The 22,106-nt window shown below is 53.1% G+C and carries 22 protein-coding genes and 1 pseudogene; 13 read left to right on the top strand and 10 right to left on the bottom strand.

From position 1 onward, the window contains the following. Positions 1-112: 112 nt before the first annotated feature. Positions 113-1,027, bottom strand: a complete 915-nt coding sequence (ldcA, locus tag P2W74_RS13620; RefSeq protein WP_276292014.1) for a muramoyltetrapeptide carboxypeptidase — start codon at positions 1,025-1,027, stop codon at positions 113-115. 160 nt (positions 1,028-1,187) lie between these two features. On the opposite strand from ldcA, the gene emtA reads away from it, so the two are divergent. Then, the gene (emtA, locus tag P2W74_RS13615) at positions 1,188-1,799 is read left to right on the top strand and encodes a membrane-bound lytic murein transglycosylase EmtA (RefSeq protein WP_276292013.1); all 612 of its coding nucleotides are present in this window, start codon (positions 1,188-1,190) and stop codon (positions 1,797-1,799) included. 12 nt (positions 1,800-1,811) lie between these two features. Here emtA and ycgR read toward each other — a convergent pair whose 3' ends face one another. After that, positions 1,812-2,546, bottom strand: a complete 735-nt coding sequence (gene ycgR / locus P2W74_RS13610) for a flagellar brake protein YcgR (RefSeq protein WP_276292012.1) — start codon at positions 2,544-2,546, stop codon at positions 1,812-1,814. A gap of 202 nt (positions 2,547-2,748) precedes the next feature. Here ycgR and P2W74_RS13605 point away from each other — a divergent pair, with 202 nt between their 5' ends. Together P2W74_RS13605 and P2W74_RS13600 are read left to right on the top strand one after the other, a co-directional pair. Next, complete coding sequence (locus tag P2W74_RS13605) at positions 2,749-3,003, top strand: GlsB/YeaQ/YmgE family stress response membrane protein (protein ID WP_203358076.1); 255 nt, start codon at positions 2,749-2,751, stop codon at positions 3,001-3,003. A gap of 136 nt (positions 3,004-3,139) precedes the next feature. After that, positions 3,140-5,245, top strand: a complete 2,106-nt coding sequence (locus P2W74_RS13600) for a TonB-dependent siderophore receptor (protein ID WP_276292011.1) — start codon at positions 3,140-3,142, stop codon at positions 5,243-5,245. Between the two features lie 41 nt (positions 5,246-5,286). On the opposite strand, the gene P2W74_RS13595 is transcribed toward P2W74_RS13600, so the two are convergent. The 4 genes from P2W74_RS13595 to dhaK form a co-directional block, all read right to left on the bottom strand. Beyond that, a complete protein-coding gene (locus P2W74_RS13595) occupies positions 5,287-7,002 on the bottom strand; it encodes an alpha,alpha-trehalase (protein ID WP_276292010.1) in 1,716 nt (571 codons plus the stop codon). A gap of 180 nt (positions 7,003-7,182) precedes the next feature. Next, positions 7,183-8,616 carry a dihydroxyacetone kinase phosphoryl donor subunit DhaM gene (dhaM, locus tag P2W74_RS13590; protein WP_276292009.1) on the bottom strand — a complete coding sequence of 478 codons (1,434 nt, stop codon included), beginning with the start codon at positions 8,614-8,616 and terminating at the stop codon, positions 7,183-7,185. Positions 8,617-8,626: 10 nt separating this feature from the next. Further along, positions 8,627-9,259 (bottom strand): dihydroxyacetone kinase subunit DhaL, encoded by a 633-nt coding sequence (dhaL, locus tag P2W74_RS13585; protein ID WP_276292008.1) that lies wholly within the window; start codon positions 9,257-9,259, stop codon positions 8,627-8,629. An 11-nt stretch (positions 9,260-9,270) separates the two neighbouring features. Further along, a complete protein-coding gene (dhaK, locus tag P2W74_RS13580; protein WP_276292007.1) occupies positions 9,271-10,341 on the bottom strand; it encodes a dihydroxyacetone kinase subunit DhaK in 1,071 nt (356 codons plus the stop codon). A 324-nt stretch (positions 10,342-10,665) separates the two neighbouring features. Between dhaK and dhaR the strand changes: the two genes are divergently transcribed. The 7 genes and pseudogenes from dhaR to P2W74_RS13545 form a co-directional block, all read left to right on the top strand. Continuing rightward, positions 10,666-12,585 (top strand): dihydroxyacetone kinase operon transcriptional regulator DhaR, encoded by a 1,920-nt coding sequence (dhaR, locus tag P2W74_RS13575; RefSeq protein ID WP_276292006.1) that lies wholly within the window; start codon positions 10,666-10,668, stop codon positions 12,583-12,585. A gap of 138 nt (positions 12,586-12,723) precedes the next feature. Further along, the gene (gene umuD, locus P2W74_RS13570) at positions 12,724-13,158 is read left to right on the top strand and encodes a translesion error-prone DNA polymerase V autoproteolytic subunit (RefSeq protein WP_276292005.1); all 435 of its coding nucleotides are present in this window, start codon (positions 12,724-12,726) and stop codon (positions 13,156-13,158) included. After that, positions 13,142-14,407: a translesion error-prone DNA polymerase V subunit UmuC gene (gene umuC, locus P2W74_RS13565; RefSeq protein ID WP_276292004.1), complete on the top strand. Its 1,266-nt coding sequence runs from the start codon at positions 13,142-13,144 to the stop codon at positions 14,405-14,407. Before umuD ends, umuC begins: the two co-directional genes overlap by 17 nt. Positions 14,408-14,545: 138 nt before the next feature. Next, a complete protein-coding gene (leuE, locus tag P2W74_RS13560) occupies positions 14,546-15,184 on the top strand; it encodes a leucine efflux protein LeuE (RefSeq protein WP_203358067.1) in 639 nt (212 codons plus the stop codon). 183 nt (positions 15,185-15,367) lie between these two features. Beyond that, on the top strand, positions 15,368-15,730 hold the full coding sequence (yeaR, locus tag P2W74_RS13555) for a DUF1971 domain-containing protein YeaR (RefSeq protein ID WP_276292003.1): 363 nt from the start codon (positions 15,368-15,370) through the stop codon (positions 15,728-15,730). A 3-nt stretch (positions 15,731-15,733) separates the two neighbouring features. Further along, positions 15,734-15,916, top strand: a complete 183-nt coding sequence (locus tag P2W74_RS13550) for a DUF1869 domain-containing protein (RefSeq protein WP_276292002.1) — start codon at positions 15,734-15,736, stop codon at positions 15,914-15,916. A 7-nt stretch (positions 15,917-15,923) separates the two neighbouring features. Further along, positions 15,924-16,130 (top strand): annotated as a pseudogene (locus P2W74_RS13545) (hypothetical protein); the annotation flags it as partial. Positions 16,131-16,191: 61 nt separating this feature from the next. On the opposite strand, the gene fdhF reads toward P2W74_RS13545, so the two are convergent. Next, complete coding sequence (fdhF, locus tag P2W74_RS13540; RefSeq protein ID WP_276292001.1) at positions 16,192-18,339, bottom strand: formate dehydrogenase subunit alpha; 2,148 nt, start codon at positions 18,337-18,339, stop codon at positions 16,192-16,194. Positions 18,340-18,828: 489 nt separating this feature from the next. Between fdhF and P2W74_RS13535 the strand changes: the two genes are divergently transcribed. Then, complete coding sequence (locus P2W74_RS13535; protein WP_276292000.1) at positions 18,829-19,077, top strand: GlsB/YeaQ/YmgE family stress response membrane protein; 249 nt, start codon at positions 18,829-18,831, stop codon at positions 19,075-19,077. Between the two features lie 142 nt (positions 19,078-19,219). Here P2W74_RS13535 and P2W74_RS13530 read toward each other — a convergent pair whose 3' ends face one another. Both P2W74_RS13530 and P2W74_RS13525 read right to left on the bottom strand, forming a co-directional pair. Next, positions 19,220-19,318: a YoaK family small membrane protein gene (locus P2W74_RS13530; protein WP_203358063.1), complete on the bottom strand. Its 99-nt coding sequence runs from the start codon at positions 19,316-19,318 to the stop codon at positions 19,220-19,222. 47 nt (positions 19,319-19,365) lie between these two features. Next, the gene (locus P2W74_RS13525) at positions 19,366-20,391 is read right to left on the bottom strand and encodes a sensor domain-containing diguanylate cyclase (RefSeq protein ID WP_276291999.1); all 1,026 of its coding nucleotides are present in this window, start codon (positions 20,389-20,391) and stop codon (positions 19,366-19,368) included. 197 nt (positions 20,392-20,588) lie between these two features. Here P2W74_RS13525 and P2W74_RS13520 point away from each other — a divergent pair, with 197 nt between their 5' ends. Next, positions 20,589-20,840, top strand: a complete 252-nt coding sequence (locus P2W74_RS13520; RefSeq protein WP_276291998.1) for a putative hemolysin — start codon at positions 20,589-20,591, stop codon at positions 20,838-20,840. A gap of 5 nt (positions 20,841-20,845) precedes the next feature. Here the strand turns inward: P2W74_RS13520 and P2W74_RS13515 are convergent, their stop codons facing one another. Further along, positions 20,846-21,193, bottom strand: a complete 348-nt coding sequence (locus P2W74_RS13515) for a DUF488 domain-containing protein (protein ID WP_276291997.1) — start codon at positions 21,191-21,193, stop codon at positions 20,846-20,848. A 199-nt stretch (positions 21,194-21,392) separates the two neighbouring features. On the opposite strand from P2W74_RS13515, the gene P2W74_RS13510 reads away from it, so the two are divergent. Then, complete coding sequence (locus P2W74_RS13510) at positions 21,393-22,100, top strand: CTP synthase C-terminal region-related (seleno)protein (protein ID WP_276291996.1); 708 nt, start codon at positions 21,393-21,395, stop codon at positions 22,098-22,100. Positions 22,101-22,106 lie beyond the last annotated feature (6 nt).

The following is a 22,106-nucleotide window of genomic DNA, read 5'->3' as shown; positions in this document are numbered from 1 at the left end:
TTACTCCTGAATTACGCTGTTTCTTAATAATAAACCCTAACACAAAAACGACAGAAACAGCGTTTTACTGAACGCCTGACGGGTCAGACTCTGCGCTTTCGGACCGGTTTTTTTACGATTTGAGTACGGGATGACCCGATATCGTGAGTTGGGTGGCATCTTTCGCATTTTTCAGCACCGCGTGTGCGCCTAATGGCAGGGTCACAGTGCGTTGCTCATGACCAAAATCCAGGCCAGTAATCAGCGGCACAGACAGACGTGAGCGCAAAAAGGTGTATACCGCGTCGAGGTCGTAACCCGCATCATACTCGTTTGGCGTACTGCCGCTAAAGCTGCCCAGCACAATCGCGTTTTGCCGGTTTAAAATACCGGCATCAAACAGTTGCAACAGCATACGCTCAACGCGGAAAGGATGCTCATTAATGTCTTCCAGCACCAGTATGCCGTTTTCAATTTTTGGCATCCACGGTGTGCCGATGAGCGAAATCAGCATCGCCAGATTGCCGCCCCACAGTGTCCCTTCGGTCTGACAGGCTGGCCCCTGACCTTGCCACTCCACGGTATATTGCGCGTTGCGTAGCGCGAGCCAGAAATGGTATTCCGTGAAGGCATTCATTTCTTCAGCGCCAAAGTTAGCCGCCAGCATTGGGCCGCTAAAGGTGATGACGTTGCCGTGGGCGAGTAAACCGGACTGAATGGCGGTAAAGTCGCTGTGTCCGCAGATCAGTAACGGATTGTGCTGTTGTCGGGCCGTCAGGGCCTGCCAGTCAATGTTCTCCAGCAAACGGCTGGCGCCGTAACCGCCACGCACCGGCATCACAATGGTATCGGCAGTGGTCAGGCTGGCGAGGGAATTCACGTCGGCCAGGCGTTCTGCTTCCGTTCCGGCAAAGCGCTGTTCACGGCGATGGATGACAGAAGCGTTATTCACCTGATGCCCCGTTTCCCTAAGGCGCGTAAGCCCGCGTAATGCAGCTTGTTGGTTGATGCAGTAGCCCGATGGAGCAATTAAATGAAACAAAGACATGGCAATTCCTTGCTGACAATAGAATGCAAATGTATATCATGCCGCATATATTAGAACGTTTTGCCGGGTAGTGCTTTGCTTATCCGGCCTGCTGAAGTTTCAGCGCAACGTTGTGTTGTTGTCACCTCAACGATGGATTCCGGCGAAAAGGATAGACGAAGTGAAATTGAGATGGTTTGCTTTTTTAATCGTGTTACTGGCGGGTTGTAGTTCAAAACAGGATTATAAAAATCCGCCCTGGAATGCGGAAGTTCCGGTCAAACGCGCGATGCAATGGATGCCGATCAGCGAAAAAGCCGGTGCGGCCTGGGGCGTGGACCCGCAGCTGATCACCGCGATTATCGCGATTGAATCCGGCGGTAACCCTAATGCGGTCAGTAAATCGAATGCCGTAGGATTGATGCAGTTGAAAGCCTCTACCTCCGGACGGGATGTGTATCGCCGAATGGGGTGGAGTGGCGAACCGTCGACCAGCGAGTTGAAAAATCCGGAACGTAATATCTCCATGGGTGCCGCCTATCTGAGCATTCTGGAAAACGGTCCGCTGGCCGGAATCGAAGATCCGCAGGTGATGCAATATGCGCTGGTGGTTTCCTACGCGAACGGGGCCGGGGCGCTGCTGCGCACGTTCTCCTCTGACAGGAAAAAAGCGATCAGCAAGATCAACGATCTTGACCCTGATGAGTTTATCGAACATGTTGCCGATAACCATCCTGCGCCACAGGCACCGCGCTACATCTGGAAACTTCAGCAAGCGCTGAATGCCATGTAACCGGGGTTGATGTTACTCGCGCACCTTATTCGCTTTTTCCCGCGCTTCGCGCTCCAGCGAAAAGATAATCCGCTGTAATTGCCGCTCCACCGCCGGGCTGACGTTAAGAAAACGCAGACTCAGGCGGGGAGTGGTGATCGTTTCATTTTTCCCGTCGATCACTTTACGCTCGCTAATCGAGATGAGCTGCGCGTCAAAATGGAAAATTCCCCATTCGCCCATGTTGAGTTCAATCTGAGAAAACCGCATTCCCTCCTTCAACCCTTCGGGTTTGGCGCCTTCCAGCAACGCGCCCATTCCGCCGAGAGAGAGGTCGAATAAGCGAAAACGCAGCGTGCTGTTGTCCGGCATTTTTGCCGAGCAGACGTAGGGAGGATGCAGCGGGGCGCAGATACGGAAATATTCGCGTCGTTGTACAAACCACAGGGTGGGCGGTAGTGCAGTCATAAACGCCGGAAGCTGCTGGTATTCGCCGCTCTGCAGCTGCGGTAACGTAAATTCGACTTTCGCACCCTGCGTTTCGGCGGTAATGGTTATCTGTCTGGCGCGCTGAACAGCAAGATTTTCATTCTCCTGACTGCCGAAATCCATCACCAGACTCTCCGGGCTGACCGAGAGAATTTTGCTGATGAGCTGGCCTCCCGACCAGGAAATGCGTAACGGAACCTGATTTTTATTGAGGTCACGAAGAACGCCTAACACCGCCAATGGATTTTGCTTCAGGAACTGCTCATGGTAATGACTCACGCCTAATGACTCCTGGATACCTGACAGACTGTCGTCAATTATCGGCATTTCGTGGCAGAACTTAATACAAATGGGTGAAATTTTTTTTCAAACTGAACGAATTAAGGCGGCCCCCAAAAGCACAGAATCGTGGCTTGCCTATACTTAGGGTGCGAGTGCAAGAGCGTCTTGCGCATGCGTTCACTGGAAAGAGGGCCTGAAAATGGGAATTATTGCCTGGATTGTTTTTGGTCTGATTGCAGGTGTTATCGCCAAACTGATCATGCCGGGCCGTGATGGTGGAGGTTTTTTCCTGACCTGCATTCTCGGTATCGTGGGTGCAGTTGTCGGTGGATGGTTGGCGACCATGTTTGGCATTGGCGGCAGTATCAGTGGATTCAATTTGAATAGTTTCCTGGTGGCCGTCGTTGGTGCGATTCTTGTGCTGGGCGTCTTTCGACTCCTGCGGCGAAATTAACAGAACGGCTCCTGCGGGGGCCGTTTTTCTTTCCGCAGGTTCCGTAACTACGTGAATGTAAAGGGGGAGGGATCGCTTGATTTGTTAATGAAAATGCGAATAATTGTCGTTCCATTTCTCATATAATAATTAACCCATGAAAACCACCCATTGTTTTACGTTGCGCGCGCTCTCTGGATGTATCACCCTGGCACTGACACTCCCGTCCTATGCCGAAGAATCAACCATTGTCGTGACGGCCGCCGGTCAGGAGAGTCTGCTGCCCGCCTGGACCAACAGCGCCACCAAGTCGGCTGTGCCGGAAAGCAAAACGCCGCAGGTCATTAACACCATCGACAGTAAAGAGATCGAGCAGCGCCACGCGAACTCGGTGAATGAGATCTTACGCTACGCGCCGGGCGTATCTACGGAAGTGCGGGGCAGTACCTCGTACATGAGCGAATACAAAATTCGTGGTTTTACGGTAGAGCAGGAGTATTACAACGGCCTGCAGCTCCCCTATAACGTGACTGGCAATACCAAGGCACGGATCGATCCCCTGATGATTGAAAGCGTGGATATCCTGAAAGGTCCGGCATCGGTGCTTTATGGGAATGGATCGCCTGGCGGGCTGGTTAACATTCAGGGGAAAAAGCCGCAAGCGGAACAAAAAACGGAAATGGGCTTTACGACCGGGACCCGCAATCTGAAAGAAGGTTATCTGGATTCGACCGGGCAAATCAGCGACAGCGACTGGAACTACCGTCTGCTGGGCAAAGCGACGGAAGGTGACGATCAGCCGCACACCACGCGTTATGAAAACTATCTGGTGGCACCCTCTGTCACCTGGCAGCCGGATAATAAAACGCGCCTGACCATCGATGCGCTGGCGCAGAATACGCCGTCGTTGTCGCCTTCCAACCCGCTGCCCATTGCCTATTTGCGCTCAGGGTATGCCGATCCCCGTGACTATGCCGGGGATGAGTGGAGTGGTTTCAAACAGCGGCAATGGATGCTGGGGTACAGTTTTGAACACCAGTTTGACAATGGCTGGGGTTTTACGCAGAAAGCCCGCTATTTTGATGTCGATACGCACCAGCGTAGCGTCTACTCAACCGGGAATGGCACGAATCCGGTGTGGGAATTAAATCGTTTTGCGTACACCACCGATGAAGATCTGAAGAGCGTTAATATCGACAACCAGGTGACCAAAACGCTTGAACTGGGTGACTGGAAACATCATTTTCTGGCGGGTTTTGACTACCAAAAACTCGACAGCCATTACTTGTATCGTTATGCCAGCAACACGCCGGGGATCGATATGCGCGATCCGAACTATCATCAAATTCACAGCGATGAACTCGGGCTTTATACCGCGCAGAAAAACCGACTTTCCTACCAGCAGAATGGCTACTATTTGCAGGATCAGGTGGAATTTGGCGGGCTGAATCTGCTGGCGAGCGTACGTTACGACGACTACCGTTCCACCACCACGGATGATATGCAAAACGGCGATAAAACATGGATCTCGCAGGATCGCGTAACCAAGCGTCTTGGCGCGCTGTACGCCTTCGAAAATGGCATCTCCCCGTTCATCAGCTACTCCGAAGGCTTTAAGCCGATTTCGCCACAAGGTACATTGACGGCAAAGGATGTGAAGCCGACCACCAGCAAGCAGGTTGAGGGCGGGGTGAAATACCTGCTGGCAGAATATGCCACCACCTTTACCGCCTCGGTGTTCAACATTCGCCAGAAAAACGTCCTCTCCGCTACGCCAACCTGGGATTACCGTCAGACCGGCGAGATAGAGTCGAAAGGGGCAGAGGTATCTGTCGTGAGCCGCCCGGCGGATAACATCACGCTGATCGCCAACTACGCCTATACCCATGCCATCAATACCGAAGATGAGACTTACGAAGGTAAGCGCCCGACGCAGGTACCCGAAAACGCGTTTAACCTGTGGGGCGACTACACCTTTGATGAGACGGTTCTGCGAGGACTGAATATGGGCGCCGGAGCGCGTTATACCGGGCCGATGGAGATCTCACCGGATAACAAAGGGGGCAAGCTTGGCGGCACCACGCAGTACGACATGGCCGTATCTTATCGTCTGGGGGAAGCGCTCCCGTCGCTGACTGGCGTCACGTTGAAAGCCAGCGCGCAGAATATTACCAACAAAGAGACCTTCAGCTGTTATGACAGCACCAACTGCTGGATTGGTCGCGACCGCACGGTTCAGGTCGGCGCGAGCTACAGTTTCTGATAAAAGCTGACCCGGCGCTCTGCCGGGTCATTTCATCCTGCTTACGGGGTAGAGGGTGTCGCCTGCTTTTGTGGCGCAGGCTGCGCGGTCTCTGTCGGCGTGGGGCGCGTAGTGGGTACGTTGTCGCACGGTTTTTCTTTGGGGCAAATCAGATCGAGCATTTTCAGAGTAACGCCGTTAGTCCAGCCAAACCCATCCTGCAGCGGATACTCGCCACCACCGCCACCCGTCCCGGTGCTGCTAACATCATACTTCTCGACCAGCTTTTTCTCGCGCTCCCAGGTGTGTTGAACATTGGTCAGAAAACGCCAGCTGACATCCATGGCCACCGTATCCTGACCATAATTTTGTAACCCTTCGGTCGCGACCCACTGTAACGGCGCCCAGCCATTGGGGGCATCCCACTGTTGCCCGCTTTTCACCGACGTCGTGGCAAGGCCGCCTGGTTGCAGTAAATGCGCCTGGGTTGCCGCCGCCACTTTGCTGGCCCGATCGTTTGCCGCAGCATTCACATACAGCGGGAACAGCGTCGCCGCCGTCAGTTGATTACGGACTTTTTTGCTCTTCAGATCGTAGTCAGCGTACCACCCCTCTTGTGCATTCCACAGATGGTCCTCGATCCCTTTTTGTCTCGCACTGGCGAGGGTTTCGTACTGGCTGGCTTTGGCATCGTCGCCTGCGGCTTTACTGGCGCGGGCGAGAATTTTTTCCATTTTATACAGCAGCGCATTGAGGTCGACAGGGACGATACTGGTAGTTCGGGTGGTACTGAGTTGTTGCGGATCATCCATCCAGCGGGAGCTAAAATCCCAACCGGAGGCGGCCGCCGATCGCAGGTCGCGATAAATTTCCGTGGCCGGGCGATTCGGATTGCTCTTCGCGGTGGCGATATCTTCTACCCAGGATTCCGGACGCGGCGTGTCACGCTCATCCCAGTAACGGTTCAACACCGTGCCGTCGTCGAGTTTGACCACCCGCTTATGTTGTTGCCCTGGCTGAAGAGATTCTGCCCCCTCCATCCACCAGGCATACTCTTTTTGCAACTGCGGCAGATATTTTTTCAGGGCGTCATCGCCCTCATGTTGCGCCAGCAACTCCACCATCAACGCGAAGAAGGGGGGCTGTGAACGGCTTAAATAATAGCTGCGGTTGCCGTTGGGAATATGGCCCCAACTGTCAATTTCGTAGCCGAAATTGGCGACCATATTCGCGACGTTATCCCAGTGGTCGCTTTCAGCCAGTCCCAGCATCGTGAAATAGCTATCCCAGTAATAGATCTCCCGAAAACGTCCGCCGGGCACGACATAAGGCTCAGGCAGCGGCAGCAAAGAGTCCCATTTCCCTGCGCTTTTTGTCGAACGGGTTAGCACTGGCCACAGCCCGTCAATATGTTCACGCAGCGATTGTCCATCCGGAGGAACGTATTTTTCCCCCTCTTTGGGCAGCGTAAAATTCACGTCGACAAAATGGCGTAGATCGAAGCCAGACTGACTTTTTTGCATTCGATAATCGGCAAGGATCGTCAGGGGATCGCTGTTGGGAACGGCGTCGGCAAACGTCTTCTGGTCGGGGAACAGTTTGGCGGTCTGCACATCATTGAATAGCGGTCCCAGCAGAATATCCGGGGGTTGCGGCAGACTGTCGTTCTGTTCTTGTGCGTGTACAGACATCGAGGCGAGGGTCAGAAACGTCCCGGTCAGAGCCAGTTTAATCATGAAAGACAATACGCCTGGTTGGCGAATAGCTGGGGTTATCATTGAGGTTCCTCCTTAGCGGTGTGCCTGAGTTAACGGCATTTACCTTGAGAAAACCTTAGTCCACGATTGCCCTCTGCGCGTGATCGAACCGACATTTTGGGAACTCACGGGCATTTCTCGCCGTAGTGCATGAAATGAATAGCGCGGCCTTTTTCGGGCAGGGACGCGCTATTTATGGGTTTACTCTGGGCGGAGAATGCGGCGGGTGGCGATATCCAGGGTAATCGTTTCTCCGGTCTTCAGCGTGCGGACAGACTCGCCCTGCTGACAAAGCCAGCCGATGCCCATCTCACGGGCGATGAGCGCGGAGTGTGACATCTCGCTGCCAGCACTCAGGCCGATCCCTTTCACGAATTGCGGGTCGAGCAGCAACACGGTGGACGGGAAAATATTTTCCGTGATCACGACAGTAGGGCGAGTGAAGAGGGGCATTTGTGCCTTTATGCCACTCAGATGCCGAAGCGTACGGTGGAGCAGATCGTCAATGTCGATGTAGCGCGCCTGCAAATAGGCGTCGTCGAGATGTTGATACTGCTCTCTGAGGTCACTCAGTACATTTTGCCATGCCGCTTCTGCGCTGTAGTGTTGATGGAGAATTAACGCGCTGGCCATGTCATCCAGTTCCGGGTCGTCCAGCAACGTGTGGTGCCCGGAGAAAATAGCGGCCAGGTCAGCGGAGTATTTTTCTTCCGCCAGCGCCGTCAATGCGCTGAGGTCGTCGAGCGTAAGCCGGATTGCGGCGCGAAGACGCTGCTGTTCTTCCTGAGGAGACGTGGCAGTGATACTGGCGATGTCTGGCAACACGGGCGCGTAACAAAACGCGATGCCGGTCAATTGGTCGGGTAACGGTCGCGTCAGCCCGCCAGGCTCGCTCTCTTCCGGTGAATCGCCAAAATTCTCTGCGGCGAGGCGTTTGAACGCCGCCAGCGCTTCGTCTGCCTGTTCGCCTTTGGCGATCAGCCGCAGCGTGTCGTTACAGCGTATTTGCAGCAAGGCGATTTGATTCAGACTGTCTGGCGTGACGCATTTACCGTTTTTCTCCAGCAGCATGTCGGCGTTAAAGCCCGACAGGGTGGCGACCAGCCGGGAAGCCGGTCTCACGTGGAGTCCATGACGATTTTTGACGACGACGGAAAGGGAACGCGCTTCGCTGTCGTGGACTGAGAATGCCGTCGTGGGGCTGTTTGCTGCAAACGACGAGGGTAAACCCAGTTGCTCACGTTTGGCATCAAGGGCGTTCATGGCATCGCTGATGACTTTATCGATACCGGCGCCCATCGCTGCGCTCACGGTCGCCGCGAGCGTCCCCTCAACCAGCGGCGCGGCACACAGACGCACTTTCGCCGCGATAGCCGGATCGAGCAAATCCAGCGCCGTTTCTGCGCTCAGCAGTGCGCTGCCAATATCCATCATCACCAGCACGTGGTCTGCGTCAGCCACGGACTCAATGGCTTCCATCACTTTGATGGGGTCGGTACCAATGGGATTTTGCGGGTCATCGATGCCCGCAGCAATCGCGAGTTTGCAACTTCCCCCCATCAACATTTGCTGGGCTAACTCCCCAACGCCTTCGCCCAGCCTGGCGCTATGAGAAACAATGACCAGGTTTACCATCGTATTCCCCTTACTCTCTGGAGGCTGCCGCCAGACACTGCACCATAAACATGACGGAAGTCGCTCCCGGATCCTGGTGACCGATGCTGCGCTCGCCGAGGTAGCTGGCGCGACCTTTACGCGCCTGCATGGTGATGGTGCTTTGCGCCGCCGCTTCCGCCTGGAGACGGGCAGCCTCCAGCGCTGCGGGTACGGACAGCGCGTGTTCGCAGGAGTGGCGCAAGGATTCCACCACCGGCAGCCAGACATCGCACATCGTTTTATCACCCGGTTCGGCTTTACCCCGGCTGACCACACCCTCGGCGCCTTCGCGCACCATCGTATAGACCTCGTCGAGGGTCAGACTTTGATGGGACTGGGTAACCTGAGCGGCGCGAATGAAAAAGGTGCCAAACAGTGGGCCGCTGGCGCCCCCTACGCTGGAGAGCAGGACCATCCCGGTATTTTTCAAAATGAAACCGATATCTTTGTCGGCAATCGCGGGTAATTTTTCGACCACTTTGCTAAATCCGCGATGCATGTTTAAACCGTGGTCAGCATCACCAATTTCTCTGTCGAGCCCGGTGAGGAAATCACTCTCTTTGGTGAAGATTTCACCGCACAGGTAGAGCCAGTTAACAATTTGCGTTCTGTTGAGCGACATAAAAAATCTCCTTATTTTCCCCAGTTGAGAGCCGGGGTATGTACCGGGGCATCCCATAATGCCAGCGTCTCATCGTCCACTTTTAAGAGGGTGATGGAAAATCCGGCCATATCCAGGGAGGTGCAGTAAGATCCGATCAGATTGCGTTCGATGTGAATGCCCGCGTCCTGACAACGGCTTTCGAGTCGGTTATAGACGCCGAACAGCTCGGATAACGGCGTCGCGCCAAGATTGTTGACCAGCGCAATCACGCGATCGCCGCGCTGCAGCGGTTGTTTGCCCTGTTTGTCTTCTTGCCATGCGCCCTGTACAGGGTCCCAGTGACGTAACGTACGGCGGTAAGCACCGTTTTCCAGCAGGGTGTCGAACATTTCATCGACGGTCCTGTCGAGAGAGGTGAAAGCCCGACGGTCAATACCCGGTTCGCCGTGAATGCCAACGCCAAACTCCATCTCATTATCCTGCAAAGTAAACGAGGGTTTACCGGCGGCAGGCACCGTACACGCACCCAGCGCGATACCAATTGAGTGACCGAGGTTATTAAGTTTACGTCCAAGTTCCGCGCAGGCTTCCAGCGAATCGCCGCGTTCTGCCGCGGCGCCGACCAATTTTTCAATCAAAACCGTGTTTGCCACGCCCCGGCGACCGGCGGTATAGAGACTGTCTTTGACCGCCACATCATCATCAATGACGACGGTCGTTACCTTCACGCCGCTGTCGTGCAGAAGTTCGGTGGCTGTTTCAAAATTAAGAATATCGCCGGTGTAATTTTTGATAATCAGCAGGACACCTTCACCGCCGTCGATACTCATCGCGCATTCAAACATTTTGTCCGGTGTCGGAGAGGTGAAAATTTCACCCGGACAGGCGCCGGAAAGCATCCCCTGGCCAATGTAGCCGCAGTGCATGGGTTCATGTCCGCTACCGCCGCCCGACAGCAGCGCCACTTTCCCTTGCACAGGGGCGTCTGAACGGGTGACATACACCGGGTCCTGATGCAGCGTCAGTGTAGGAAAGGCTTTCGCCATACCGGCCAGTTGTTCATTCAGGACATCTTCGACACGGTTAATCAATTTTTTCATTTTTTGTGCTCCGTAGGTCGTCATGAGATGACTGCAAAAGGGAACACATCGCAGACATCTGAGTGAGGGTATCGGTTATGGACAACGGCACGGCGACCACATACTGCCGATACGATCATTGTGCCGCAGCGACGCGAAAAAAATATTCCACAAATTTATGTTTCAATACGGAACATTTGTTTTTATTTATGTTTCATAATGGAACGTGAAGATGAATTTTTCGGCAAAAATGAGAGATTCAACCATCTTTGCCGCAGAAAAATGCGAAGCAGGGTTCCCGGTGACCGGGACGTGGAAAAGCGCGCGCATGCGCGCGGAGAAAACATGGCGACTCTACATCAAACCGGCGACAACGCCGTCTCTTCTACTGTTCTTAGCGCTTCGTGGCAACGCTGTAGCAAAATGATGCAGCGGGAGCCCTGGATCATGCCGCATCAGGCACAGGGGCTGACGTTTGACTCTATTTGTCGGCGAAAAACCGCATTGCTGGCGTTGGGGCAAGCGGCGCTGGAGGATGCCTGGGAATACATGTCTCCCCGGGGATGTGGGTTATTTATTCTTGATGAGTCGGCCTGCATACTTAGCCGCTGCGGCGATCCGCTTACGCTGCAACAGCTTGGCGAACTGGGGTTTATCAACGGTGCCTACTGTGCGGAAAGTATTATTGGTACCTGTGCCTTATCCCTGGCGCCTGCGGTTGGACAACCGATTCAAACCTCTGGCGAGCAACATTTTAAACAGAGGCTGTCTGGCTGGAGTTTCTTCTCTACGCCTATTTTTGATAACCACGGTCGCCAGTCGGGTTCCATCGCCTTGTGCTGTCCTGTTGGGCAGGAGGCGGCGTCCGATCTGCCGCTAACGCTGGCGATAGCGCGTGAAGTGGGCAATTCACTGCTGACCGACAGCCTGCTTACCGAGTCTAATCGCCATCTGAATCAGCTGTACGGCCTGCTCGAAGGAATGGTCGACGGTGTGATGGCCTGGAATGAACAGGGCACGCTGCAATTTCTGAATGCGCAGGCCGCGCGATTGCTGCATCTGGATGCCCAGTCGAGTCAGGGGCAAAATATCACTGAGCTGGTCACGCTTCCTGCCGTTTTACAGGGTGCAGTCCGGCAACTGCGTCAGCTCAACCATGTCGAAGTCACGTTTGAAAGCCAGCATCAATTTGTGGATGCGGTCATCACCCTGAAACCGATTATTGAGGCTCAGGGGGCCAGTTTTATTCTGCTGCTCCATCCTGTCGAACAGATGCGCCAGTTGGTGACCAGCCAATTAGGAAAAGTGAGCCACACCTTTGCACAAATGCCGGGCGACGATCCTGACACCCGGCGCTTACTGCATTTTGGTCGACAGGCCGCGCGGGGGCGCTTCCCGGTGTTACTTTGCGGGGAGGAGGGGGTTGGCAAAGAACAGCTCAGCCAGGCCATTCATAATGAAAGTGAGCGTGCTGAAGGCCCCTATATTGCAGTGAACTGCCAGCTGTATGCCGATACCGTGTTGGGACAGGGCGATACCGATGGCACGACGGAGGGCGGGCGTTTAAGTCGTCTGGAGCTGGCCAACGGTGGCACGCTGTTTCTGGAGAAAATTGAATACCTGGAGCCGGAGTTGCAATCGGCGCTTCTGCAGGTGATCAAACAAGGGGTATTAACGCGCCTTGATGCCCGCAGACTGATTCCTGTTGATGTTAAAGTCATCGCGTCTACGACTCTGGATCTCGCGTTGCTGGTGGAACAAAACCGCTTTAGTCGCCAGCTTTACTACGCGTTACATGCCTTTGAAATCACCATTCCGCCGCTTCGAATGCGGCGAAACAGCATTCCAGCGCTGGTGCGTAATACGCTTGCGCGTCTTGAGAAACGTTTCTCGACGCGGCTGAAGATAGAGGATGATGCGATGGCGCAACTGGTTGATTGTGCCTGGCCGGGGAATGATTTTGAGTTGCTCAGCGTGATAGAAAACATCGCCATGAGTAGCGACAACGGTCATATCCGGCTGAACCATTTACCCGAGCATCTTTTTACTGAACGCTTCGAGGAGGGCGGCACGCGCCTCTCAACCCAGCTGACCTTTGCCGGTATTGAGAAAGACGCCATTATTCATGCAGCAAAGGTCACCGGCGGTCGTGTACAGGAGATGTCCAGCGTGTTGAACATTGGGCGCACAACGCTGTGGCGTAAGCTAAAGCAGTACAACATTGATGTCAGCCAGTTTAAGCGTCGTCGTCAGGACTCGCGTTGAGGTTGAACGTGGTGGGGCACGGATAACTGAATGTGTTGTGACTTCAACGGGTTCATTCTTTCATCGCATAAGTCGCTTGATTTGGCCGATAAACATAATATGCTGTATGTATATACAGTATTTGTTGAGATGGCCGTGATGAATGATATTTTTTCCTGTGAACGTAATAACACCATTACGTTACCTCTTTTTCTGGAGCGTGTTTCATGCGGGTTTCCCAGCCCGGCGCAAGACTATGTTGAGGACAGTCTCGATCTTAACACCCTGGTGGTGAAGCATCCGGGGGCAACGTACTTCCTCAGGGTCAGCGGTGACTCGATGGTGGGGGCCGGTATCAGCGATGGTGATTTATTGGTGGTTGACCGTTCGTTGACGGCGATGCATGGCGATATTGTGGTGGCGGCCGTGGCGGGGGAGTTTACCGTGAAGGAGCTGCGAACGCGGCCCCGTCTTCAGCTATTCCCACACAACCCGCATTATTCCCCCATCGTGTTGCAGAGCGAGGAAGAGCTGCAACTCTTTGGCGTTGTGACATTTACGTTGAAATCACACAGACATGTTCGCGCTGGTTGATGTAAACAGTTTCTATGCGTCCTGTGAAACTGTTTTTCGACCGGATCTCGAGGGAAAACCGGTGGTGGTGGTTTCAAATAATGACGGATGCATTATTTCGCGATCGGCACAGGCAAAAGCGCTCGGCGTAAAAATGGGGGCGCCTTATTTCAAAGTGAAAGATGAATTACGGCGTCAGCACGTCACGGTTTTTAGCTCCAATTATGCGCTTTATGCCGATCTCAGCCACCGTGTGATGTTGACCCTGGCAGAAATGGCGCCGTCGGTAGAGGTCTATTCCATTGATGAAGCTTTTATCGATCTGTCAGGCGTCGGGCGTGGCTATTCACTCGAGGCGTTTGGGCGCCAAATTCGTCAACAGATACGAAAGAACACGGGGTTGACCGTTGGCGTAGGCATTGCGCAGACCAAAACGCTGGCAAAAGTCGCCAATTTTGCAGCGAAAACATGGCAAAAGACCGGCGGCGTGGTCGATCTGTCAGATACTCTGCGTCAGAGAAATCTTCTTGAGCGCGTCCCTGTTGAAGAAGTCTGGGGGATAGGGCGGCGTACCAGTAAGAAACTCAATGCGATGGGCATTACGTCGGCGCTGCAATTGGCTGACAGCCCTCTCTGGGTGATGCGTAAACACTTCAGCGTGGTGACGGAACGTACCGTGCGTGAACTGCGCGGGGAATCCTGTCTGGCATTTGATGAGTTTGCCCCCACCAAACAGCAGATTATTTGTAGTCGGTCATTCGGCCATCGCATCACCCACTACGACGAGATGCATCAGGCCATTTGTACGTATGCTGAACGCGCGGCAGAAAAACTCCGGGCAGAACGACAGTACTGCTGCACTATCAGCGTCTTTATGCGAACCAGCCCGCATGTCGCAAATGCGGTGTTTTATGCTCCTCAGGCCAGCGGCCAGTTAACGATTCCGTCTAATGATACCCGCGACATTATTCGCGTTGCCTGCAGTGCGCTGGACAGGATCTGGAAAGACGGTTTTCGCTATATGAAAGCCGGCGTCATGCTCAGTGATTTTTTCAGCCAGGGGATTGCTCAGTTAAACTTGTTTGATGAAAACGCCCCACGCCCCAACAGTGAGAAATTAATGGCGGTGTTGGATCACCTCAACAGCAAAAAGGGGGGAGGCACCCTCTATTTTGCCGGGCAGGGGGTACAGCAGCAATGGCAAATGAAACGGGAAATGCTCTCCCCACGCTATACCACTCGGTTTTCAGATTTACCGGTGGTGAAATAGGCTGCTTTATTGCCTGTTTTTCGGAGTAATGTACTGGGTATGGCGGTGAGTCCTGATTTTCCTTTCCATCATCAGACGCATTCGTTAGCATATTGTTTCGCAGCTAGGCGTATCTGTTTTTTTCAGGAAGAGGTTAACGTGTTCGCAGAGTATGGAGTTCTGAATTACTGGACGTATCTGGTCGGGGCAATTTTTATCGTTCTGGTCCCTGGTCCTAATACATTTTTTGTGCTGAAAAATAGCGTTGGGCGTGGGATGAAAGGTGGATATCTCGCGGCAAGCGGCGTGTTTATTGGCGATGCGGTGCTGATGTTTCTCGCTTACGCCGGCGTTGCAACAATGATTAAAACGACGCCGGTGCTGTTTAGTATTGTTCGCTATCTCGGCGCATTGTATCTGCTTTATCTTGGCGCAAAGATGCTCTACGCGACGCTGAAATCAAAAGAAAATGCGTCGGCTGGCGAGGATGTTCCTTTTGGTGCGATTTTTAAACGCGCCTTGGTTCTGAGCCTGACCAACCCAAAAGCGATCCTTTTTTACGTGTCGTTCTTCGTGCAATTTATTGATGTGAACGCGCCGCATACGGGGCTGTCATTTTTGATTCTGGCCATCTCGCTGGAAGTGGTGAGCTTCTTCTACCTGAGTTTCCTGATTATTTCGGGGGCGTTTGTGACGCAATATATTCGGACTAAAAAGAAACTGGCAAAGGTCGGCAATTCTCTGATTGGTTTGATTTTCGTCGGCTTTGCCGCGCGTCTGGCGACGCTGCAGTCGTAATATCGACAGGCCCGTTTATTCTGACGGGCCTCTGTTTTTTCCCCGCAAATCAAGATACAGCCCTGGTGCATAATCAAAAAAATAACCAATAAATGGTATTTTAAATGCATATTCTTAGGCGTAACCTTCTTACCGCAGCGATAAATGAAATACGCTGCGTTGTTGATGGAAAGAGGGAAGACAATGCTTCAAATTCCACAAAATCATATTCACACACGCGCCACGCCATTCTGGAACAAAGAGACGGCACCCGCCGGAATTTTCGAACGCCACCTTGATAAAGGAACCCGACCGGGCGTGTATCCCCGTTTGTCGGTGATGCAGGGGGCGGTCAAATATCTCGGATATGCCGATGAACACAGTCCCGAGCCAGAACAGGTGATGATTATTGAAGCCGGTCAGTTTGGCGTTTTTCCACCGGAAAAATGGCATAACATCGAAGTGATGACCGACGACACTTACTTTAACATCGATTTTTTTGTTGCTCCGGAAGTGTTACTGGAGAGCGCAAATCAACGGAAAATCGTGCGTACCGGGAAGGAGTAAACCATGGGTAAAGCAACATATACCGTGACGGTGACCAATAACAGTAATGGCGTCTCGGTCGATTATGAGACCGAAGCGCCGATGACCTTGCTGGTGCCGGATGTCGCTGCAGACGTCGTCAAAGACCTGGTCAATACCGTGCGTTCATACGACACGGAAAATGAACATGATGTTTGCGGCTGGTAACGCCGCGACCTTTTTGATTTCCGACGCAGTAGAGCATCATCGTTTGATGGCGCCCGTTTTCCTGCACCACCTGCACTATGCCGATCTGATTGAAGAGCTGTATGAATTGCCGTTTATGCTGGGATTATTTCTGATTACGCTGGGGTTTATGCAGCGGGAGAAACCGGGCGAGAATGCCACGTCCCGGGTCGGTGATGTGCAGTTCGCGAAATAGTGGGTTAGCCGATACAGGTAGCCTGAGTCCGCAAATACGGACCCAGGCGAGATAATGACGCTTACGCGATGGCCTCACAGAGACGCGATTTCATCGCCGTGTAAGTGTCTACAGCATAGTTTTCCGCCCAGCGCTGATCGGCAATCGGCTCAATTTTCACGGCGCAGTACTTTGTTTCAGGCGTTTTTGAGATGGGATCCAGGTTATCCTGAGTCAGCTCATTACAGGCGCCAATCCACCATTGATACGTCATGTACACTGCGCCACGGTTAATACGGTCGGAGACGTCGGCACGGCTGATCACCTTGCCGCGACGAGAACTGACCCAGACCAGATCGCGATGGCGAATCCCCAGTTTTTCCGCATCAAGTCCGTTGATTTGCACATTCCCCGGTTCATCAGCCAGCGCCTGTAACGCCGCGCAGTTACCGGTCATGGAACGGCAGGAATAGTGTCCGACTTCACGCACGGTGCAAAGCACCATCGGGAAATCCTCATCCGGCACCTCAGCAGGCGCGCGCCACGGGGCGGCAAACAGCTTGCCTTTCCCGCTGGGCGTATCAAATTTGCTGTGCAGATAAAGATACGGGGTGCCGGGGTGATCAAGGTCAGGACACGGCCACTGAATATGCCCCATGTCGCCCATTTTTTCGTACGTCACACCGTAGAATAGCGGGCATAACTCGCGCATCTCATCCCAGATTTGCTGATTATTTTCATACTTCATGGGGTAGCCCATTGCGGTGGCGAGCAGGCTGATTATCTCCCAGTCACGCTTCACATCGCCAGTCGGCTCAATGGCTTTTTCAAAACGCTGGAAACCACGATCGGCGCAGGTAAATACGCCTCCGTGCTCACCCCACGAGGTGGCGGGCAGAATCACATCAGCCGCTTCTGCCGTTTTGGTCATGAAAATATCCTGCACCACGACAAAATCCAGCGCGTCGAAGCCTGAACGTACCAGCCCCAGATCGGCCTCTGTCTGCAGCGGATCTTCCCCCATGATGTAGTAAGCTTTGACTTTACCTTCGAGCGCCAGATGAGGCACCTCAGTGATACGGGTGCCGACTTTATCGTCCATCAGCGCGGCATCAATGCCCCAGGCGCGCGCAAATTTCTCTCTGACTGCGGGATCCGTCACGTCCTGATAACCGGGGAATTGATTGGGCAACACGCCCATATCGCACGCCCCCTGCACGTTATTCTGACCGCGAACCGGCCCGACACCGACATGAGGACGCCCCAGGTTTCCGGTCAGCAAGGCCAGGCTCGACAGCCCGCGAACAACGTCAACGGCCTGACCAAACTGAGTCACGCCCATTCCCCACATCACCGTCGCAGAAGGGGCGGCGGCGAAAGTACGCATCGCCTGACGTACCTGCTGTGCGGGGACGCCGGTTAAGTGTTCGACGGATTCTGGCGAAAAATCCTTCACGGTTTGCCAGTAAGCATCGAACCCTTCGGTGTGTTTTAGCACATACTCCCGATCATAAAGATGTTCATCGATCAGGACATAGCCAAAGGCGTTGACCAGCGCCATATTGCAGCCGTTGTTCAATTGCAAATGCTGGTCGGCAATGCGGGCCGTTTCAATGCGCCTTGGATCGCACACAATGATTTTGGCGCCGTTCTGACGTGCCTTAATGACCCGGCGCGCCACGATAGGGTGAGAATCCGCGCAGTTGTAGCCAAAAATGAGCAGGCATTTGGAGTGTTCAATATCGCTAATCGCGTTGCTCATTGCGCCGTTGCCCAGCGTCTCCTGCAAACCGGCAACGGAAGGGCCGTGGCACACGCGAGCGCAGCAATCGACATTGTTGGTATTCAGCACGGCGCGGGCAAATTTCTGCATGACGTAGTTCGTTTCGTTCCCTGTCCCGCGGGAAGAACCGGTGGTCATGATGGCGCGAGGGCCGAAGGCCGCTTTAATTTCTGACAACCGCTTTGCGGTATAGCGGATGGCTTCATCCCAACTCACGGGGGTGAGTTTGCCGCCTTTTTCATAGCGAATCATCGGGCGGGTCAGACGCGGCGTCAGAAGACGTGTGTCGTTAAGAAAATCCCAACCGTAAAATCCTTTCAGGCATAGCTGATTCTGGTTCGTTACACCTTCAGCACCTTCGGCGCGGATGATTTTGTTATTTTCAACAACAAGCTTGAGCTTGCACCCGGCCCCGCAATAAGGGCACACACTGGTGATTTTTTTCATCAATAACAGACCTGTTAAAAGCTGAAATAGCGCGAATTTTAGAAGAAGTCAGCGCATTACAGACGATGGACTTCGATTTGTCGTAGCGACGGGGGAAATTAAGCATAAATTGTGCCAACACCAGAAGGCCAGAGACGGCGGGGCTTTGCTGAGAAGGAGGGCGAGAAATGACAGACGGATCGACAGAAATGACGGGCAGATGTCAAAAAAAGCCCGCACTCATTGAGGCGGGCAAAACATACTGGAAGCAATGTGAGCAATGTCGTACCGAATACCTGAGTTATTTGCTCAACTATTCGGTAATGAGAAAGATAATCTTTATCATTTAATATTTCAACCCTGTATTTTATGCGTGTTTATTTGATCGAATAACGGAAGAACGTGAAATACTGAAAGGTGATGTTGATCACAAATTTCAATTTTCTGTCTATGTGCTATTCTTTTTAGCAGCGAATTAATCGCTGACGTAAAAACATAAGTGAGGAAAGAATGGGCATTATTTCATGGATTATCTTTGGGCTTATTGCAGGTATTCTGGCGAAGTGGATTATGCCTGGTAAGGATGGCGGTGGTTTCTTTATGACGATCATTCTCGGGATCGTCGGTGCCGTTATAGGGGGATGGATCAGCACATTTTTCGGATTTGGCAAAGTTGACGGTTTCAACTTTGGCAGTTTTGCCGTCGCCGTTATTGGTGCCATTGTTGTTCTGTTTATCTACAGAAAAATCAAAAGCTAAACGAAGAATATCGCAAGATAAAAAGGCTACCGACGGTGGCCTTTATTATTTCGAAATGACCGCCGCTACCACCAGCCCAGTTCCGTTCCCACTAGCGCAATAATGGCCACGCCGATCATGATAAGCGTTGTTTTTTTCACCGTTATGCTCCGGGGGTTGCGTAGCCACCAATACAAAACCACGCTAAGAAAATAACCGCAGTAATAAAAATGACGACAGGAAAAACAATACCCAATCTCATGCTACCACCTGATTGTGTTATTTGAAGACGCGCCAGAATAACAGGGCTCAGTGCGTGACAAAAGGTGTTTTATCTTTGCGCTTTTTATCCTGATACATGGCGCTATCCGCAGCGTGAAGGGCGCTGTCAACGTCCGTTTCGCGAGGATTGATTTCAATAACGCCGAGGCTGGCGCCAGGGTAGAACAGAACCTCGCCCTCTATCTGGTATTCCCCACGAATCTGCTGCTGCAGACGGTCTTTTAACGTGTGCAGACGCGCCTGTGGGCTGGGGTCATTTTCATCAGCAAGACACACGGCCAGAAACTCATCGCCGCCTAAGCGGCCAATAATGTCGTGTTCGCTGCGCCAGTTCGTCAGGCGCTGACCGACCTGGATTAAAAACTGGTCGCCGGCTTCGTGCCCAAAGCGATCGTTGATCTGCTTAAAATGATCCAGATCGATATACGCCACAATGACGTTGCGATTCAGATGGCTGGCCAGTGAGAAAAGGGTGTCCATATTCTCAAAAATGGCCCGTCGGTTTGGTAAGCGGGTGAGCACATCAGTATACGAGTATGCAATCAGCGCCGCGTTGGCCTCCTGCAGTTGAGAAACCAGCGACTCCTTCTGAATATACTGGGCGATGAGTCCGGCAAACAGATGCAATACCTGTTCGCCACGGTGACTCAATTTATGTTGCTGCTTACTGGTGGCGCACAGCGTACCGTAAAACGTGCCGTCCGGAAGATGAACCGGCGTGCTTAAAAATGTGGTGATTTCCAGCGCCTGGGCGGCGGTGCAATCCGGCCAGCGTTCCGGGACGTTATCACTGTAAAAACAGTTATCGTCGATTGCGCGTTTACATAACGTTTCATCCCAGGGCACGGATAATCCTTCAGGAATGTGCATCTGCTTGCTGTTGCGGGCATACAGGATGTGTTGCAAACGGGTGTCAACATCGACTTTCGTCAGATAGGTCGATTCCATCTCGGTCACCATCTCCAGCATCTCCAGAAGTTGCCGAACCAGGCTTTCCAGAGACTGTTCGGTGGCGAGTGATTGCGAGACGCGGGCGAGGATCAGATCTGACATGACGCGAAGGTTCTCCCTGATTGGTAGCACAGTGTGCTGAAAATTTCTGCTTTGCTGGGCAGTAGAGTATCACTTTGACAAATGAAATGTATCTGTTCCATCAGAAAGTGAGTCACAGGGAAAAGGCGCTAATAAAACATGGAGATGCCTTATCAGACGGGTTACCCTGTCCGGATATTGCGTTAATGGGAGATTCTATGAAATTCATTCTTGCCGTGCTGCCTTGTGTTCTGGGACTGGCTGCATGCTCATCGTCAACACTGCCTGATGCCCCTAAACCCCCTCAGGTCGGTATGGCGAATCCTGCGGCGGTCTATTGTGAACAAAAAGGGGGGACGCTCGTGCCGGTACAGACCCCGCAAGGCGCGCGTGCGGACTGCAAACTGCCCGGTGGGGAAGTCATTGATGAGTGGGCGCTCTGGCGCAGAGATCATCCCGCTACCAAGTGAGTGCATTAAAAACCGCGTAACCACTCGGCCAACACGAGAGCATGGTTTTGCCCGGTGTTTTTCGCTGAATACAGCAGCGTTAGCGTTTGCTGGCGGGCAATGTCCGCCAGCCGTTGGCCTTCCTGCGTATGTTGCGCCAGTTCTGCGCGGTACTGTTCTGAAAAGTGTGTGAAATCTATCGCGTCAGAGTGAAAGGCTTTACGCAATTCGGTCGACGGCGTAAGGGCTTTATCCCACTCATCGCATGCAAGATCCGTTTTTTTGATCCCGCGAGGCCATAATCTGTCGACAAGGATGCGATATCCGTCGCTTTGATCTGCCGGGTCATAAACGCGTTTGCACTGAATTTTCATGTTTCCCTCTCATCCATTCGGCGGGTTAACCGATCCCTATGATTGCCATAAAACAGGGTATGCCAGACTGACGCCATCGCGAACACTATAGCACCTGACGATGATGCCCCCTAAATTAAGGGATTGTGATAACCGCAAAAGATCGGTAGTTTGAGATTCCTTATGTTGTCCCTCATTGTACTGGCATAAGGAACTCCTCATGGAATTCTCCCCTGTTAAAGATACGCTACGCATCGCGCTGGTGGGTGATTACAACCCAGAGATCGTGGCGCATCAGGCTATTCCCCTGGCGATTGATGACGCCGCTGCTGTGCTGGAGCTCATGGCCGACTACGACTGGCTGACGACGTCTGATATCGGTAGCGCTGAAGATCTGGTGGGTTACGATGCGATTTGGGTGGTGCCTGGCAGTCCGTATCAGAATACGGAAGGCGCGCTGATAGCCATTCGCTATGCGCGGGAAAATAGCATTCCTTTTCTCGGAACCTGTGGCGGCTTTCAGCATGCCATTCTGGAGTATGCGCGTAATGTCGTGGGCTGGCGCGATGCCGCACACGCTGAGACGGATACTTCAGGCCGGGCGGTGATTGCGCCATTGGCCTGCTCCCTGGTGGAAAAAACCGAGTCTATCGAACTGCGGGCGAATACGCTGATCGCCAAAGCGTATGGGCAGACGGTGATCTCTGAGGGCTATCACTGCAACTACGGTGTGTCTGAGGAATTTACCGCTGAACTTGAACGTGGCGATCTGCGGGTGACCGGCTGGGATGACGCCGGCGAGGTTCGCGCTATTGAACTGGTGACGCATCCGTTTTTTGTCGGCACGCTGTTTCAACATGAACGCGGTGCGCTGACTGGCAAACCGGTGCCGCTGGTGCAGGCGATGCTGCGGGTCGCAAGAGGTTAAACAAAA

The organism is Citrobacter enshiensis (assembly GCF_029338175.1).
Classification (GTDB): domain Bacteria; phylum Pseudomonadota; class Gammaproteobacteria; order Enterobacterales; family Enterobacteriaceae; genus Citrobacter_D; species Citrobacter_D enshiensis.
The sequence above is the reverse complement of the archived record's forward strand: the minus strand, read 5'-3'. Positions and strand labels throughout refer to the sequence as shown.

Excerpts from the sequence above, each read along its gene's own strand:
- ldcA (WP_276292014.1), bottom strand. The coding sequence starts at position 1,027 with ATGTCTTTGTTTCATTTAATTGCTCCATCGGGCTACTGCATCAACCAA.
- P2W74_RS13605 (WP_203358076.1), top strand. The coding sequence starts at position 2,749 with ATGGGAATTATTGCCTGGATTGTTTTTGGTCTGATTGCAGGTGTTATC.
- P2W74_RS13600 (WP_276292011.1), top strand. The coding sequence starts at position 3,140 with ATGAAAACCACCCATTGTTTTACGTTGCGCGCGCTCTCTGGATGTATC.
- P2W74_RS13595 (WP_276292010.1), bottom strand. The coding sequence starts at position 7,002 with ATGATAACCCCAGCTATTCGCCAACCAGGCGTATTGTCTTTCATGATT.
- dhaM (WP_276292009.1), bottom strand. The coding sequence starts at position 8,616 with ATGGTAAACCTGGTCATTGTTTCTCATAGCGCCAGGCTGGGCGAAGGC.
- dhaL (WP_276292008.1), bottom strand. The coding sequence starts at position 9,259 with ATGTCGCTCAACAGAACGCAAATTGTTAACTGGCTCTACCTGTGCGGT.
- dhaK (WP_276292007.1), bottom strand. The coding sequence starts at position 10,341 with ATGAAAAAATTGATTAACCGTGTCGAAGATGTCCTGAATGAACAACTG.
- dhaR (WP_276292006.1), top strand. The coding sequence starts at position 10,666 with ATGGCGACTCTACATCAAACCGGCGACAACGCCGTCTCTTCTACTGTT.
- umuD (WP_276292005.1), top strand. The coding sequence starts at position 12,724 with ATGAATGATATTTTTTCCTGTGAACGTAATAACACCATTACGTTACCT.
- umuC (WP_276292004.1), top strand. The coding sequence starts at position 13,142 with ATGTTCGCGCTGGTTGATGTAAACAGTTTCTATGCGTCCTGTGAAACT.
- yeaR (WP_276292003.1), top strand. The coding sequence starts at position 15,368 with ATGCTTCAAATTCCACAAAATCATATTCACACACGCGCCACGCCATTC.
- P2W74_RS13550 (WP_276292002.1), top strand. The coding sequence starts at position 15,734 with ATGGGTAAAGCAACATATACCGTGACGGTGACCAATAACAGTAATGGC.
- fdhF (WP_276292001.1), bottom strand. The coding sequence starts at position 18,339 with ATGAAAAAAATCACCAGTGTGTGCCCTTATTGCGGGGCCGGGTGCAAG.
- P2W74_RS13535 (WP_276292000.1), top strand. The coding sequence starts at position 18,829 with ATGGGCATTATTTCATGGATTATCTTTGGGCTTATTGCAGGTATTCTG.
- P2W74_RS13530 (WP_203358063.1), bottom strand. The coding sequence starts at position 19,318 with ATGAGATTGGGTATTGTTTTTCCTGTCGTCATTTTTATTACTGCGGTT.
- P2W74_RS13525 (WP_276291999.1), bottom strand. The coding sequence starts at position 20,391 with ATGTCAGATCTGATCCTCGCCCGCGTCTCGCAATCACTCGCCACCGAA.
- P2W74_RS13520 (WP_276291998.1), top strand. The coding sequence starts at position 20,589 with ATGAAATTCATTCTTGCCGTGCTGCCTTGTGTTCTGGGACTGGCTGCA.
- P2W74_RS13515 (WP_276291997.1), bottom strand. The coding sequence starts at position 21,193 with ATGAAAATTCAGTGCAAACGCGTTTATGACCCGGCAGATCAAAGCGAC.
- P2W74_RS13510 (WP_276291996.1), top strand. The coding sequence starts at position 21,393 with ATGGAATTCTCCCCTGTTAAAGATACGCTACGCATCGCGCTGGTGGGT.